The 15,002-nt window shown below is 36.3% G+C and carries 16 protein-coding genes and 1 tRNA gene; 13 read left to right on the top strand and 4 right to left on the bottom strand.

Translation table 11 applies throughout. The features are described from left to right. The first annotated feature begins 102 nt into the window (after positions 1–102). From bioB to bioD, 4 genes are read left to right on the top strand one after another with little or no spacing between them, the layout of a single operon-like run. Entirely contained in the window at positions 103–1,155 is a 1,053-nt protein-coding gene (gene bioB, locus C9J51_RS03495; RefSeq protein WP_107274871.1) for a biotin synthase BioB, read from the top strand. Continuing rightward, a complete protein-coding gene (bioF, locus tag C9J51_RS03490) occupies positions 1,142–2,281 on the top strand; it encodes an 8-amino-7-oxononanoate synthase (protein ID WP_045039402.1) in 1,140 nt (379 codons plus the stop codon). Before bioB ends, bioF begins: the two co-directional genes overlap by 14 nt. Then, positions 2,271–3,080, top strand: a complete 810-nt coding sequence (bioC, locus tag C9J51_RS03485; protein WP_045039390.1) for a malonyl-ACP O-methyltransferase BioC — start codon at positions 2,271–2,273, stop codon at positions 3,078–3,080. Before bioF ends, bioC begins: the two co-directional genes overlap by 11 nt. Beyond that, on the top strand, positions 3,073–3,750 hold the full coding sequence (gene bioD, locus C9J51_RS03480) for a dethiobiotin synthase (RefSeq protein ID WP_045039391.1): 678 nt from the start codon (positions 3,073–3,075) through the stop codon (positions 3,748–3,750). Before bioC ends, bioD begins: the two co-directional genes overlap by 8 nt. Positions 3,751–3,809: 59 nt before the next feature. Here bioD and C9J51_RS19455 read toward each other — a convergent pair whose 3' ends face one another. Further along, positions 3,810–3,974, bottom strand: coding sequence for a hypothetical protein (locus tag C9J51_RS19455; RefSeq protein WP_045039392.1), 165 nt, complete (start codon positions 3,972–3,974; stop codon positions 3,810–3,812). Between the two features lie 384 nt (positions 3,975–4,358). Here C9J51_RS19455 and htpX point away from each other — a divergent pair, with 384 nt between their 5' ends. Then, a complete protein-coding gene (gene htpX, locus C9J51_RS03475) occupies positions 4,359–5,243 on the top strand; it encodes a protease HtpX (protein WP_045036185.1) in 885 nt (294 codons plus the stop codon). Positions 5,244–5,353: 110 nt separating this feature from the next. Here htpX and C9J51_RS03470 read toward each other — a convergent pair whose 3' ends face one another. After that, positions 5,354–5,824 carry a hypothetical protein gene (locus C9J51_RS03470; protein ID WP_045039393.1) on the bottom strand — a complete coding sequence of 157 codons (471 nt, stop codon included), beginning with the start codon at positions 5,822–5,824 and terminating at the stop codon, positions 5,354–5,356. Positions 5,825–7,006: 1,182 nt separating this feature from the next. Here C9J51_RS03470 and C9J51_RS03465 point away from each other — a divergent pair. From C9J51_RS03465 to C9J51_RS03445, 5 genes are all read left to right on the top strand, one after another. Further along, the gene (locus C9J51_RS03465; RefSeq protein ID WP_045036183.1) at positions 7,007–8,155 is read left to right on the top strand and encodes a polysaccharide export protein; all 1,149 of its coding nucleotides are present in this window, start codon (positions 7,007–7,009) and stop codon (positions 8,153–8,155) included. Positions 8,156–8,506: 351 nt separating this feature from the next. Beyond that, a complete protein-coding gene (locus tag C9J51_RS03460) occupies positions 8,507–9,334 on the top strand; it encodes a tetratricopeptide repeat protein (RefSeq protein ID WP_045036220.1) in 828 nt (275 codons plus the stop codon). 110 nt (positions 9,335–9,444) lie between these two features. After that, complete coding sequence (locus C9J51_RS03455) at positions 9,445–9,834, top strand: hypothetical protein (RefSeq protein ID WP_045039394.1); 390 nt, start codon at positions 9,445–9,447, stop codon at positions 9,832–9,834. A 19-nt stretch (positions 9,835–9,853) separates the two neighbouring features. Next, on the top strand, positions 9,854–10,648 hold the full coding sequence (locus C9J51_RS03450; RefSeq protein WP_107249693.1) for an ATP adenylyltransferase family protein: 795 nt from the start codon (positions 9,854–9,856) through the stop codon (positions 10,646–10,648). Between the two features lie 80 nt (positions 10,649–10,728). Next, positions 10,729–10,819 (top strand) — tRNA-Ser (locus tag C9J51_RS03445). A gap of 549 nt (positions 10,820–11,368) precedes the next feature. Here C9J51_RS03445 and C9J51_RS03435 read toward each other — a convergent pair. Continuing rightward, entirely contained in the window at positions 11,369–11,740 is a 372-nt protein-coding gene (locus C9J51_RS03435) for a hypothetical protein (protein WP_045036180.1), read from the bottom strand. A gap of 290 nt (positions 11,741–12,030) precedes the next feature. On the opposite strand from C9J51_RS03435, the gene C9J51_RS03430 reads away from it, so the two are divergent. Beyond that, on the top strand, positions 12,031–12,312 hold the full coding sequence (locus C9J51_RS03430; RefSeq protein ID WP_045036179.1) for a lipoprotein: 282 nt from the start codon (positions 12,031–12,033) through the stop codon (positions 12,310–12,312). A 127-nt stretch (positions 12,313–12,439) separates the two neighbouring features. Continuing rightward, on the top strand, positions 12,440–12,943 hold the full coding sequence (locus tag C9J51_RS03425; RefSeq protein WP_045036178.1) for a carbohydrate-binding protein: 504 nt from the start codon (positions 12,440–12,442) through the stop codon (positions 12,941–12,943). A gap of 51 nt (positions 12,944–12,994) precedes the next feature. On the opposite strand, the gene C9J51_RS03420 is transcribed toward C9J51_RS03425, so the two are convergent. Beyond that, positions 12,995–14,302, bottom strand: a complete 1,308-nt coding sequence (locus C9J51_RS03420) for a hemolysin family protein (RefSeq protein ID WP_045036177.1) — start codon at positions 14,300–14,302, stop codon at positions 12,995–12,997. Positions 14,303–14,554: 252 nt separating this feature from the next. Between C9J51_RS03420 and C9J51_RS03415 the strand changes: the two genes are divergently transcribed. Next, positions 14,555–14,983, top strand: coding sequence for a lysozyme inhibitor LprI family protein (locus C9J51_RS03415; protein ID WP_045036176.1), 429 nt, complete (start codon positions 14,555–14,557; stop codon positions 14,981–14,983). The last annotated feature ends 19 nt before the right edge of the window (positions 14,984–15,002 follow it).

Here is a 15,002-nt window from a genome sequence, read left to right as displayed (position 1 = left end):
TTCTATACCAGAGTTATAAGTGTCATAACGCTATTACCTTGCTATGGCACTGACAACAAGACAGTGATTTTGGATAATAAAAACATAATAAAGAGGTGCATTGTGGACGTTCGTAATAATTGGACGGTTGAGCAGATTCAAGCTTTATTTAATAAGCCATTTATGGATTTAGTGTTTGAAGCGCAACAAATTCATCGTCAATACCATCAACCTAATCAGGTACAAGTGAGTACCTTACTGTCAATTAAAACTGGAGCTTGTCCTGAAGATTGTAAATATTGCCCTCAAAGTGCGCATTATCGTACGGATATAGAAAAAGAACGTTTATTAGAAGTTGATCGGGTGCTTGATGCTGCGATGAAAGCTAAGCAATCAGGTGCAACCCGTTTTTGTATGGGCGCTGCATGGAAAAACCCTAAAGATCGCGATATGCCATATTTGCTTGATATGGTGCAAGGCGTTAAAAAATTGGGGCTAGAAACATGTATGACACTGGGTATGATCACGACCGTTCAGGCGAATACATTAGCGGCGGCAGGGTTGGATTACTACAACCATAATCTTGATACTTCTCCTGAGTATTACGGCAACATTATTACCACGCGCACTTATCAAGATCGATTAGATACCTTGGCGCATGTGCGTGATGCAGGCATGAAAATCTGTTCTGGTGGCATTATTGGTATGGGCGAAAGTGCACGAGATCGTGTGGGGTTACTGATGGAATTAGCGAATTTATCGGTTCATCCTGAAAGTGTGCCCATTAATATGCTAGTAAAAGTTAAAGGAACACCTCTTGAAAATGCAGAGGATGTTGATCCATTTGATTTCATTCGTATTATTGCAGTTGCTCGAATTATCATGCCACAATCAGCAGTAAGACTATCTGCTGGGCGTGAAGATATGAATGAGCAAATGCAAGCATTGTGTTTTATGGCGGGTGCTAATTCTGTGTTCTATGGTTGTAAGTTATTGACCACACCTAATCCCGGCGAAGATAAAGACATGCAACTTTTTGCTAAATTGGGTATTAACAGCCAGCATCAAGTAGCCAAGCCTGATGATGTTCAAGCACAAGAATTATTGGGCCAAGTAATAGAACGTGTTGCTGCTCGCCCAACAAAAGATGACATTTTCTATGATGCCTCTCTTTAATCAACGTCATCAACAAGCCCTGGCGCAACGTCAACAACAAGGCCTTTATCGGCAGTTACAGTGCTGTAATGCAAATTCAAAAATGTTAAATTTCGCCAGTAATGATTATCTTGGTTTAGCACAAGATTCTGAAATTATTACGGCGTGGCAGCAAGGATTAGCGAAATATGGTGCAGGAAGTAGTGCATCGCCATTAGTAACAGGTTTTCAGCCACCACATGCTGATTTAGAACTGCAATTAACAGAATGGCTGGGTTATCAACGGGCGTTGTTATTTAACAGTGGCTTTAGTGCTAACCAAGCGGTGTTATTTACGTTATTGCAAGCGCAAGATCGGTTGTTTCAAGATAAGCTCAATCATGCCTCTTTAATTGAAGCTGGAATGTTATCACCCGCGAAGATGAAACGTTTTGCGCATAACGATATGGCTGCGTTGCAACAACAGCTTTTATCCATAACACCCGAAGTTGATACCGCATCGTTAGTGGTAACAGAAGGTGTTTTTAGTATGGATGGCGATTGTGCGCCACTAGCAGTATTGCGAGAGATTACAACTCAACATAAAAATTGGTTAATGGTCGATGATGCTCATGGCTGTGGTGTATTAGGTGAGGCTGGGCAGGGAAGTTGTCATTTGGCTGGAATAAAAGCGGATATATTAATTATTACTTTTGGTAAAGCCTTTGGTATACAAGGGGCGGCGGTATTGTGCAGTCAAGATACTGCTGAATATTTAGTGCAATTTGCTCGTCATTATATCTATTCTACCGCGATGCCTCCTGCTCAAGCGGTTGCATTAAGTCGTGCTTGTTCATTGATTCAAACTCAATCTTGGCGTCGAGAAAAGTTGCAGGTATTGTCTGCGTCTTTAGATCATTATCTTGATAAGAGTCTTGGTCTTATACCGACGATCACCCCCATTAAACCGATTATTATTGGCGATAGTTGCCAAACAATGACAATCGCTGCCCAATTACAACAACGGGGTATTAAAGTGGGGGCTATTCGACCGCCAACCGTTGCACCACACAGTGCGCGTTTACGAATAACACTGACAGCTAATCATAATGAAAGTGATATTCGTCAGTTGGCCATGGCTATGAATGAGGTTATCGATGTTGGATAAACTAAATATATGTGCTCAAACAAACAAACAAGCGATTGCGAGTGCCTTTGGACGAGCTGCTCAACATTACGATAAATCAGCGGCATTTCAACGCTTTGTTGGGCATCAATTATTATCTTTTATATCAACAACATCTTCAGTAATAGCCATGCCGAAAGTGATTGATATGGGGTGTGGTACTGGTTATTTCAGTGCGGTGTTACAGCAACAAGGGTATGAAGTAACCGCCGCTGATCTCTCTGCACAAATGTTATTACAGGCGCAGCAACGGTGTGGAAGTCATTGCCAGTATTTACAAACAGATGCTGAAAATATTGTGATGGCGAATGATAGTTATGATATTGCGTTTAGTAATTTAGCTTTGCAATGGTGTGATGATTTAAGTGTTCCGTTACGAGAGTTACAACGGGTAGTGAGATTTGATGGTGCTATTTTATTTACCACATTAGTTGAAGGTTCATTAAATGAGCTTAAATACGCATGGTCACAGATTGATGATAAGCCGCATGTTAATGGGTTTAAGTCACTGCAACGAATTAAAGCAGAGATAGCACAATCAGGCTTAACGATTGATACCTTAGAATGTAAACCTATTACTGTTTATTACCCAACCGCAATGAAATTAATGCGTGATTTAAAAGGTATTGGTGCCACCCATTTATACCAACAGCGACAATCGGGGCTAATTGGACGACAAACATTTATTGAGTTAGAGCATGCCTACGATTATTTTCGATTAGATAATGGATTATTGCCTGCGACCTATCAGGTGTGTTTTGGAGTATTAAAAAATGCATAAAGCCTATTTTGTGACAGGAACAGATACCGATGTGGGTAAAACTGTTTGTAGTTGTGCCATTTTGAATGCTGCGGAGCAGGCAGGTATTGCGATGGTAGGGTATAAACCCATTGCTTCTGGTTGTGATAGAACACCACAAGGATTACGAAATAGTGATGCTTTATTACTGCAACAAGCATCATCGGTTAGCGTGACTTATAATGAAGTTAATCCGTACTCTTTTTATCAACCTGTTTCACCTCATATCGCGGTAATTGAAGAAAATAAAGTCATTGAATTTAACGTATTGTCTCAGGGACTCGCTGATCTTAAAACAAAATCTGATTGTGTGCTTGTTGAAGGTGCTGGTGGTTGGCGTGTTCCTATTAATGCTACTGATTATCTTTCTTCATGGGTAAAGCAAGAGCAGTTGCCTGTCATTTTAGTGATAGGCATAAAACTGGGTTGTTTAAATCATGCCTTATTAACAGCAGAAGCGATTCAAGCAGATGGCTTAACTGTTGTTGGATGGATTGCTAATTGTATTGAGCCTCAAACAGATAACTATACCGTGATGATAACGTGGTTAGAGCAGCATTTACCGGGGGGAAAAATGGCTGAAATTCCTTATTTATCGCGTGATCAGATGTCAAATTGTAGTGTGTATATTGATTTAACGACATTAAGGTAAAAGACATAAAACAACAAAAGGCACGCAATGTGCCTTTTATTTTAATTGATAGGTATAAACTAATTAGATGAGTTAAGCCCAATTAGTATTTCAGGTATTTCTGTTGTTGGTGCTGAATTTCCAGTTTGATCAAGGCCTAATTCTTTACGAGCTTCATCCATGGACATTCCAAGATGACAACGTAAAATATCTATAGCAACTTGATAACTTTCATTATTAACCATGAATCCTCCCTGTTCCATTCTTATTGTGCTCGCTGTTTCATAACGATATGTAAACAATAATCGAGTTATACTATGAAAGCAATACGACCAAAGTCTAATCATGATTTATTTTTATCATTCAGTATTGTGCTAACGGTTAAATGTAATTTAAATGTTGGACTTTTGACGTCATAGAGATCTCATTTTGTGGTTATTTTGCCTCAAAATGGACTTAATTTGAGTTTGATAAGAATTAGTAACAATTTAGCACTTTAATTTACAGCCATATTATTCGAATATAGTAAGTAGTAGTGGATTAAATATACTGACAAGACGAGAAAATATAGTCTTATAAAGTATAAACTTGAATAAGTAATGTCCTTTCAATTGGAGAAGATGATAGATATGAAACGTATTGCGTTATTTCTAGCAACAAACCTTGCCGTAATGTTGGTGTTTAGTATTGTACTTAACATTGTTTATGCGGTAACAGGAATGCAACCAGGCAGCCTTTCTGGATTGTTAGTAATGGCGGCTTTGTTTGGTTTTGGTGGCTCATTAGTGTCTTTAATGATGTCAAAGTCGATGGCATTACGTTCTGTTGGTGGCGTTGTAATTGAACACCCGCGTAATGAAACTGAACATTGGTTAGTCAATACTGTTGCTCGTCAAGCAGAGCAAGCTGGTATTGGTATGCCGACTGTCGCTATTTATGACGCGCCAGATATTAACGCATTTGCTACTGGAGCAAAGCGTGATGATTCATTAGTTGCCGTATCAACAGGATTACTGCATAGCATGACTCGCGATGAAGCGGAAGCAGTACTAGCTCATGAAATTAGCCATGTTGCTAACGGCGATATGGTGACGATGACGTTAATGCAAGGTGTGGTAAATACATTCGTGATTTTTGTTTCTCGACTTGTTGCTGGTGCCATTAGTGGTGTTAACAGCAATAGTGAAGACAGCGAGGGGGGTGGTAGTTATATGACTTACTTTATTGTCTCTTCAATTATGGAAGTCTTGTTTGGTTTCCTCGCCAGTATTCTAACAATGTGGTATAGCCGTCATCGTGAATTTTATGCTGATGCGGGTTCTGCAAAGTTGGTGGGTCGTGAAAAAATGATCGCGGCACTGGAGCGTTTAAAAATAAGCCAAGAACCACATTTAGAAGGTTCAATGATGGCCTTTGGTATTAATGGTAAGAAATCGTTATCTGAATTTTTCATGACCCATCCACCACTAGAAAAGCGTATTGATGCATTACGTCGTGGTGAGTACATAAAGTAATTATTTGCTGATTTATTACATACCAATAATAAGCCCTCGGTTCATCGCTTTCTCATTGAAAGTGTAAGTAGAGGGCTTTTTTATGTTTATTATTTAATCGTTGTTTCTTTTTAAATGATTTTTTCTTGGTTTTCGACATACCAGAAACCAAGCAGAGAAATGCCCCAGAATTGAAATAAGTATTGAACATCAGATGTTCCTGCTAGTGTTTGGCTAAAGCACATTGCTGATGTCACAAATAAGGATGCTAGAATACCTGCTTTTAACCATAGTTTTGGTTTGTTAGGCATGAATTCCATTTTTATAAATGAAACGACCAATAAAATAAACGGTAATGCTTGTAACAACATTAAAACAGGAAATAAGTAGTCAAAAAAGGGTACTAATAGAAAATCAGTAACAGGTTTTTTTGCCCAGTTTCCTGCGATATATTTTTTCCAACCAGCCCAACTATCGCCTGCATAGGTGCCAAAAAATACACCATAAAACTTATCCACAATACCATTAGAAAACCAGAAAGGAGCAAAAAGTAAATAGAAAGGGAAAAATTTGAGAGTGTTAATTATCTTATTTAAATTCATTGTAGATATAGATCTTTATAATGCTATTTATTTAAATTATGTCGACTGTGTTTATTTTTAAAGAGATCACAGTAATTAATAATAAGTGTATTTATTCTAATATAAAACATTTTTTGTATAAAACATACTCGATAATGAGTTTTAAGCGGTGTTAACTTTGAGATATTTTACATTATAGAGTTATGCAACATAGCTAAAAACATATAAAAATGAGATTTTAAATTGATAGAAAATAAGGATGGTTGGTTTTGTTATTTGGATACAATATTATTGTAATACTATTTTCGAAATGATTTTATAATAATGATATAACGTTGATTTTGTAAATGTGTTTTCAAGGACATTGATGGTTAGTAAAGATATAAATCATATGCTTTATGTTTTTATAACAGATATAATAATAACCATTACATCAGTTTTAATTATCACTTTTATTTTTAATATTCAATGCGTGAATCATTTTGGCCTGATTTAATCTGAAAATCAGAAAACTTGAGTAAAGTAGCATTAGGTATGAACCTGGTGTTTTTTCTCGTTTTTATATTAACAACTCGTTCAACATGTTGTTTTATATGTGTTTTCTGGTTGTGATAAATGAGCTTTTTATTTTATTTTAATTTAATATTTTAATTTAATGGCTGTTTTTTAACTAATATCATATTCTTAGAACCAGATTTACAATGTATTTTACAACGCTACTGATACATCGACATATAGAGCTTATTTGCTTTATTGCGAACAATAGTGAGTTAAAGTGATTATTGTTTTGAGATGTTATGTTTTAGATGAAGTGTTTTATAATGCATAGCTTTGAATTTTAATAATAGAAAGTTATTACGGATTGCTATTTTGATATTTAAATGTTGATCCCTTATAGGTATGAGTATTGCTATAAAAACGGTAGAATGAAAGTGGAGAGTAATCTTATTTTCCTGTTATTTATATAGCAGATCATTATCTAGCATAAGCTTAATGGGGATATCTATTCAGTAATGTAGCTGAACCCCCAGGTTTTTTCGAAATTGAAATCATATTAAATTTGATAAGAATAAAACTTTAGGTATTAATCATCGTAAACAATAGCTAGTTTATAGTTATTGTAGTCATACTACTATTGTTGAATAATTTTTCACGTAGAAGTGCATTACGGTAGTTTATTTTAACAACATATGTGAATTTATAATGGATTTAACAAAGAAAATTCTAATAGCGGCATTAATCTCATCGACTTTAGCTGGGTGTACTGTACCTGGTTCTAACTTATCACTTGATGGTAAGCATGTTGTTGCAGTCGCTGATGGTGACAGCACGAATATATCAGATCGTGTGAATGTTTACCCTCTTACTGCTAATACTGTCAATCAGTACCGTCTTCCAAAGGTGAAAGCTGAACAAAATCCACGTTTGGAAGCTGAATTAGCTAATTATGAATACCATATTGGCCCTGGCGATATTCTAAACGTTACAATTTGGGACCATCCTGAATTAACGATCCCAGCAGGTGCATACCGTAGCGCAAGTGAAGCCGGTAACTGGGTTCATGCTGATGGAACTATTTTCTATCCATATATTGGTAAAGTTTATGTGGAAGGTAAAACTGTTTCTGAAGTTCGTAAGATCATCTCTAACCGTTTATCTGCTTATATTGAAAGTCCTCAAGTAGATGTTAACGTAGCATCATTCCGATCTCAAAAAGCATATGTTACTGGTGAAGTTAAAACACCAGGTCAACAACCTATTAGCAATGTGCCTCTTACATTACTTGATGCGATCGATAAATCAGGCGGTTTAGCTGCTGATGCTGATTGGCGTCATGTGACATTAACGCGTAATGGTAAAGACCAAACGATTTCATTATATGCATTAATGCAACGTGGTGATTTACTTGAAAACCGTTTGTTACAAAATGGCGATATCATTCACGTGCCACGTAACGATAATCAAAAAGTATTCGTGATGGGTGAAGTTAATGAGCCTAAACTACTTAAGATTGACCGCGCAGGTATGAGCTTAACAGAAGCGCTAAGTAGCGTTGGCGGTATTAACGAACTTGAGGCTGATGCAACCGGTATTTTTGTTATTCGTTCGACTCGTAATGACGATAAGAAAAATGCTAAAGATAAGACGATTGCAAATATTTACCAATTAAATATTAAAGATGCGACTGCATTGGTTATTGGTACTGAATTTGAATTACAACCATACGATATTGTTTATGTAACAGCAGCACCAATCGCACGTTGGAACCGTGTTATTCGTCAGATTGTTCCTACTATCAGTGGCTTTAATAATCTATCTGAAGGTCTTAACTATTACACAACTCTTAAATAGGTCAGTGTGAAATAGTTAACGATTTATAGAAAGGGATGCTTAATTGCATCCCTTTTTTTATGTGAAGAAATGAGTGCCATTATTTAGACTGTGGTTCGTTTGTTTAATCAGTTAATCGATATTGGAATGAATCATTATTCTAATGATGCTTTTTGCTAAAAATTTATTTTAGTGTTAACTTTTTTGAAGATAATGATGTTTTTTCGTATTTTATTGATTTTAAATCTAAACTGACAGTGAAAAAACTAAAATGATAATGTCTATTTTTGATTTTAATGTAATACCAATTTATAAGTAAAAAGGTTGTAGCTTATGTTTAAACTGCTGTTAGGAATTGTAATATTTTGTTTTATGTTCCCCGTTTCTGTTGTTCATGCCGCGAGTGGCGATAATGCAAAACCTTACTCCGAACAGAGTATTTATGAAAAACCAATGATTGAGCGTTATGTGCTTGATGAATTGAAATCATTACGTATGGATCAACAAGATCTTGAACGTCGAATTACCCGTGATATTACCGATAGAGAGTTATCTGTTGCAGATAAATCAATGAACTACGCTAATGTTACGGTAACGTACTTCTTTTATATTATTGCGGCTGTAGCGTCATTGATAGCTTTAATTGGTTGGCAATCAATGCGTGAAATAAAAGAAAACACCAAGCGGATGGCAGAATTACAATTAAAAGGTATTGCGGATAATTACGAACAGAAATTCAAAGCATTAGAACGTGACTTAAAGCGTAAAACACGGATTATTAGTGAGAATAATAAAGAAATAGAAAAAATCAATGAAGTGCATAACTTGTGGCTTCGGGCTCAAAGTTCACAAACACCAGAGCAAAAAATAGAAATTTATGACGAAATTTTAAAAGTGCGTCCGGGTGATTTAGAAGCGTTAACTTATAAAGCTGACGCCACTATGGAAATGCGTGAATTTCATTGGGCATTAAGTATCTGTAATCGAGTATTGGAAGTTGATGACACTAATGCGCATGCTTTATATCAACGCGCCTGTGCTTATGCTTGTTTAGGGGTAGAAGAACAAGCCATCTCAGATTTAGAACGTGCGATTAAAGACAGCATATCATTACGTGAACTTGCCGCCGATGAAGATGATTTTGAAAATTTACGAGGTAATGAAAGGTTTGAATTACTATTGATAGCCGTAGAAGATTAAGTGCTTGAGTTATGCTTGTAATTACAACTCAACATTGCATTTTTAATGCTAGTAAAAACAACTGAATAAGCATAATTTTATAACTAGAATGAAAATTAAGAGAAATTAATATGACTAACTTTCAGTTTTATACTTATGAATTACCTTGTTTTAATTGCCACACTAAAAAAGTAAAAACCGACCTTGGTTGGTTAACACCGAGTATGAAGGCGGATGTTACCGATCAAATTGAAGTTATGCTGCAACAGCGTGGCAGTGTTTATGAACCTTATTTTACGGTAGAGATTATTTGTTCAGAAGATGAAGCAAAAGATTTTTTACTACTAAATTATTACGATCATTCTGAGTCAGAAATTAATCACGGTAATATTAAGTCAACCGTAATTACAGAGATTGAAGATCAAATTTCAGAACATATGACAGCCGAAGGCGTTGTTGTGTTCAGTCATGAAATAGAGCTACAAAACTGTGATGATTGCTTTCAAGAGAATGATGAATAATTAAAGTAAGGGCAAAATAATGCTGTGGAATACTTGTGCGGAAAAAACCAAATTAGCACTGGGAAATGGTGATTTATTACCTTTAACTAATGACGATATTATTTATCAGCAAGAGGGTGTTAACTATATTGTTAATCTACTCACTGATAATATGAAAATAAAGCATTCTCCTGCGGTATCAACACAAGATCCTTTTATTGCACCATATACTCATTGTGATTATATAAAGGATATGGATACAGATTATGTGTGCTTATTGAATCGTTTTCCAATCGTTGTTCCGCATCTGTTGATTTGCGCTAAAGATTATATTCCCCAAACATCAGTGTTAACATTTGCAGATTTTAATGCATGGGTTAAAGGTATTACACGTAGTGATGTACTGGGTTTCTTTAATTCAGGCCATATTGCGGGTTCAAGTCAAATGCATCGTCATATGCAACTTGTGAGAACATCTATTCCTTTAGAATCTCAGATCGTAAATGGACAATTACCCTTTAAGCATGCAGTGTTTCTCTACAAAGGGTTGAACCCAAAACAGTTATATGCTGATTATTTAGACGCAATGGAATCTCTACAGTTAAATACTACTAAGTTAGTGAATGGTTTAAGTGAATGTTTACCTTATAATATTTTACTCACTGAGCGCTGGATGCTGATTATTCCACGGGTTAAAAACCAAGTAGAAACCTTATCGGGTCACGGCGTGAACTTTAGCGGTCGTTTTTTAGTGAGTTCTGAGCAGCAATTAGCATGGCTAGAAAACTATGGCTTTATGCGCTTTTTAATTGATTGTGGTTTTGAAGAAAAATAGCAGCATAATTGTTTGATATTTAAGCGGTTGAGTAATAAAGACTTTACAACTGATAAGATTGTTATTACTATAGCGGCCATGGAGAGATGGCTGAGCGGTTGAAAGCACTGGTCTTGAAAACCAGCATACGTTTATAGCGTATCTAGGGTTCAAATCCCTATCTCTCCGCCACACATTAAAAAGCCGCTATTTATTAGCGGCTTTTTTTCGTTTACATAAAAGCGGGTTCAAATCCTCTAATGCCCCAAGCAGCTCCGCCACATTTAAGAAAACCGTTAATGAAAATTAGCGGCTTTTTTTCGTTTACATAAAGCGGGTTCAAATCCTCTAATGCCCAAGCAGCTCCGCCACATTTAAGAAAACCGTTAATGAAAATTAGCGGCTTTTTTTCGTTTACATAAAGCGGGTTCAAATCCTCTAATGCCCAAGCAGCTCCGCCACAACATTAAGAACTATGTTTCTACATTGAATATCCAAACTAACCACGCGTCATTCCCTACAGTGAGGTTACGAACGAGATAGGGAATCTACTATTAGCATGTCGTAGTGTTATTGGTTGGCTTGATATTAGCTGATTTTTTAATGATGTCTTTAATGCTCAAACGTGCGGTGAATAGATTGTGGATGATTATCCGTGTCATTTTTTGTGATATATGATTACGATATAAAAAAGCTGCTAGCAAGGCTAACAGCTTTATTGTTTAACGTTATAACGGGTGATTACTCACAAGCACTACAAGCTTGCAATGCGATTTCGTGCTCAAAAGTCACTTGACCTAGTGCAGTCGTATTTGCTGTGATTTCTTGTTCAATATCTTTAAGATCATCAGCATCAATGCCGTTTGATGCTAATTCATCTTCAGTGTAACCAAATGCATTTAATAATAAGTAGTCACGTGCTTCTTCTTGGTTACAAGTAACTATCGCGATAAGATCATCGCCAAAAGCCGTTTCACCCGTGATAATTGCTGTAATTTGCTGTTGAACGCTATCGTACATTGCTGGTGTTAACCAACCTAAATCTGCTTCAGCAGTATTTTTACGACAATCAAAGCAAGGAAGGAGCTGAGAATAGCTCTGAAAATTGTTCATGAAAAAGTATCCTGATCACGGTATTAATATTGCTTCGCAACTTATGCTAATTTGCGTTTAATTACTAGCGTAAATGTAAAATTTTTATTCTGTGGTTAGTTATAATATTTAACCTAAAAAGACATTCAAAGCGTGGTTTTATTATCTTATTTGAGTGGCAGTCAAAGGATGAAAATAGATTCAGTTGTTATAGTGTTAAGCTGTAGTCTAAGATAGCAGCGTATGATTAATAATCTTTTAGCATCATAGATATAGTATTATCGTTGATGTATAGCTTAAGAGGGATATATATGAAAAAGATGATAATAGCAGCGGTGATGACTGTTGCCGTCACTGGATGTGCTGGAACACCATCAAATAGTTATACTGTTGAGAATGCTGCGGGCGTCTCATCTTGGGAATTATGCCGAAATATTGGTTATCATGAGTTTTTTAATCGTACTCAAAAAGCACAGCAATTAACCCATTATGTGGTTAACCGTGGTGATGTTGATCCACAAGCTTGCCAAGCAGCGGCTGCTGAAGGTAAGAAATTTGCAGAAGCTGAATACAGTAAAACGGGCGGTTATTAATCGTTTAGATACGCTTACTTACAATATTGTGTGCTAATTATTTATCAGTATCGATTATAATTTATAAAACACAAAAGGTGATTATTTCACCATATTTTTTTTATTGTAAGTAGGGATTACTATTATTATGAAAAAAAGCGCATTGCTTGTTATGTGTGTACTAAGCACATTATCACTGAGTACTGTTTCATCAGTAGCACTCGCAAATGATCGTCCGACGATCTTACCGAGTGGGCAATCAGGATTGCAGACATGGAATAATGAGTCTGTATATAACAAAGGTGATAGCGTACGTTATGTTGGACGACTGTGGGTCGCCAAATGGTGGACTCAAGGTGATCGTCCTCAACGTAATAATAAATCAGGTCCATGGAAGTTAGTTCGTCTTAATGGCAATGATAATAATTATGACGATAACGACTACAATGACAATGATTATACTAAGCCTAATAATTTTAAAGTTACGCGTTATCGTGAAGGGTTTAAATACAGTGCGGGCGATAGAGTGCGGATGCCTAATGGTAATGTTTACCGCTGCCGTAATTGGCCAGCAACACCGTGGTGTGAATTGGCCGGGTATGCTCCTGGTAAGACGCAGCATTGGCGTGACGCGTGGTCTCGAGTAAAATAACACTATTGTAATGAGTATCTGCCGTTGAGAGCAGATACTCATTAATGGCTGTTATTTTTTTTGCTTAGTTGATGATCGTGGATAGACATTTACTTTTTCAATGCGGTTATGCTCAATGGCTAGAATTTCAAAACGCCACCGCTGCCAATCAATAATGTCACCATTTTTGGGTAATCCGCCTTTAATCCACATTAACATGCCATTTAATGTTTGATAGCCGTTTTGATCTTCATCCGGTAATTTTTTTAAATCTAATAAATCTTTTACAACAGTGATTGGAACCAGCCCGTCAAGATGCCAATTATTGTCTGTTATTTTTTGGGACCATACATTAGTAGGATCTTGAGAATTAAATTTACCTGTTAGCGCTTCTAATACATCTCGTGGTGTGACAATACCTTGAATATCACCATATTCATCAACGACAAAGGCTATTCTTGTACCTGAATCTTGAAACATATCTAACAGGTCGGTACCTGTCCATGTTTCTGGGATAAAGATCGGTTGAGTAATGTAGTCAATAATGTTTTTTGGGGTTTCACTATTATTATCAAGTTTAAATTTTAATAATTGTTTGGCTGTTATCGTACCTTTAATATCATCAATAGTGTGATTACAAACGGGTAAACATGAAAATGGACTCGCCAGTAGTTTTTTCTGATAGCTTTCAACGCTATGATCAAGATCTAGGTAACTAATGGCATTACGAGGTGTCATCATTGATGAAATTTTACGATCATCAAAATGGAAAACATTACGTACCATCGTATGCTCTTGTTGATGAATAATACCGGTTTGAGAGCCTTCCGTAATAATGGCTTTGATGTCTTCTTCGGTTAAATGGGTACTGTTGGTGGTGCTTTTACTAAATAGACGTAAGAATAACTCTGTTGATCCGGCTAATAAAATAATAAAAGGTCGCGAGATGATGGATAAAAAAGCAATGGGTCGAGCAACACGTAATGCTAAGGGTTCAGCATTAACTTGTGCATAGCGTTTTGGTATTAACTCACCAATAACAATAGAGAAATATGTAATAATAACCACAGCAATAATCGTTGCAGAGACGGACGCTGTGTGTGCTTGAACACCTAAAGAGCTCAACCATGAAGTGATTGGCCCGGCTAAAGCGGCTTCACCGATAACACCATTTAAAATACCGATAATGGTAATGCCAATTTGAATAGTAGATAGAAACGTTGTGGGTTTATTGGCTAATTTTAATGCAGTGATAGCGGCAGTATTACCTTCATCTGCTAGTACTTGAAGACGATTTTTACGTGATGTAACAAGGGCTATTTCTGACATGGCAAACCAGCCATTCAGGATAACCAAGAAAATAAGGATTGCGATACTCATTAAAACTCCTAGCAATAAAATAGGCGAATTTATGATGAGAATCGATAAATAAGTCCGCCAAATAGGGTTAATCGCCTATTAGGCCACTTCCATCACCATTATAGCTCGCATGTGAGAATATAAAATCTACATTTTAGTTAAATAATTTATTAAATTTGCAAAAGAGTCATGATTTAGTGCTATTAGTCTTATTAATATAAAGAGATAGCTTTAAAATAGACTAATAATAATTAGAAAATAGAGAAGATAAAAATGAAAAAATTATGGATAGTGAGTGCATTATTAATTTCTGGTTCAATAGCGACAATAACGCAAGCATCAACAATCGATTGTAGTGAGGCTTATTCTACTCTTGAAATGAATCAATGTGCCGAAGATAAACTGGATGCTGCTGATCAACAATTGCAACACTATTTAAAGCAAAGTATTCAACAAAATAGTACAGATCAAGCCTTGGTTAATGCAATACAAACAGCACAGACACGATGGATACAATATCAAAAGGCTGAATGTAGTGCGGTGTATACACAGTGGCAACAAGGTACTATACGCGGAGTAATGGCTTTATCTTGTAAGTTAGCATTAACCCAACAACGGACATTAACTGTGTGGGAAAACTATTTGCGTCCTATGGATAGTAGTGATGCGGTATTACCCAAGCCAATTGTTGATACTGAATAATATGTAACTTAATCACTAG

The sequence above is a fragment of the Photobacterium iliopiscarium genome, from assembly GCF_003026395.1.
In the GTDB taxonomy this organism is placed as follows: Bacteria; Pseudomonadota; Gammaproteobacteria; order Enterobacterales; family Vibrionaceae; genus Photobacterium; species Photobacterium iliopiscarium.
Note: the sequence above shows the minus strand (reverse complement) of the source record. Positions and strands in the feature narration are given on the sequence as shown.

Excerpts from the sequence above, each read along its gene's own strand:
- bioF (WP_045039402.1), top strand. The coding sequence starts at position 1,142 with ATGCCTCTCTTTAATCAACGTCATCAACAAGCCCTGGCGCAACGTCAA.
- bioC (WP_045039390.1), top strand. The coding sequence starts at position 2,271 with ATGTTGGATAAACTAAATATATGTGCTCAAACAAACAAACAAGCGATT.
- bioD (WP_045039391.1), top strand. The coding sequence starts at position 3,073 with ATGCATAAAGCCTATTTTGTGACAGGAACAGATACCGATGTGGGTAAA.
- C9J51_RS19455 (WP_045039392.1), bottom strand. The coding sequence starts at position 3,974 with ATGGTTAATAATGAAAGTTATCAAGTTGCTATAGATATTTTACGTTGT.
- htpX (WP_045036185.1), top strand. The coding sequence starts at position 4,359 with ATGAAACGTATTGCGTTATTTCTAGCAACAAACCTTGCCGTAATGTTG.
- C9J51_RS03470 (WP_045039393.1), bottom strand. The coding sequence starts at position 5,824 with ATGAATTTAAATAAGATAATTAACACTCTCAAATTTTTCCCTTTCTAT.
- C9J51_RS03465 (WP_045036183.1), top strand. The coding sequence starts at position 7,007 with ATGGATTTAACAAAGAAAATTCTAATAGCGGCATTAATCTCATCGACT.
- C9J51_RS03460 (WP_045036220.1), top strand. The coding sequence starts at position 8,507 with ATGTTCCCCGTTTCTGTTGTTCATGCCGCGAGTGGCGATAATGCAAAA.
- C9J51_RS03455 (WP_045039394.1), top strand. The coding sequence starts at position 9,445 with ATGACTAACTTTCAGTTTTATACTTATGAATTACCTTGTTTTAATTGC.
- C9J51_RS03450 (WP_107249693.1), top strand. The coding sequence starts at position 9,854 with ATGCTGTGGAATACTTGTGCGGAAAAAACCAAATTAGCACTGGGAAAT.
- C9J51_RS03435 (WP_045036180.1), bottom strand. The coding sequence starts at position 11,740 with ATGAACAATTTTCAGAGCTATTCTCAGCTCCTTCCTTGCTTTGATTGT.
- C9J51_RS03430 (WP_045036179.1), top strand. The coding sequence starts at position 12,031 with ATGAAAAAGATGATAATAGCAGCGGTGATGACTGTTGCCGTCACTGGA.
- C9J51_RS03425 (WP_045036178.1), top strand. The coding sequence starts at position 12,440 with ATGAAAAAAAGCGCATTGCTTGTTATGTGTGTACTAAGCACATTATCA.
- C9J51_RS03420 (WP_045036177.1), bottom strand. The coding sequence starts at position 14,302 with ATGAGTATCGCAATCCTTATTTTCTTGGTTATCCTGAATGGCTGGTTT.
- C9J51_RS03415 (WP_045036176.1), top strand. The coding sequence starts at position 14,555 with ATGAAAAAATTATGGATAGTGAGTGCATTATTAATTTCTGGTTCAATA.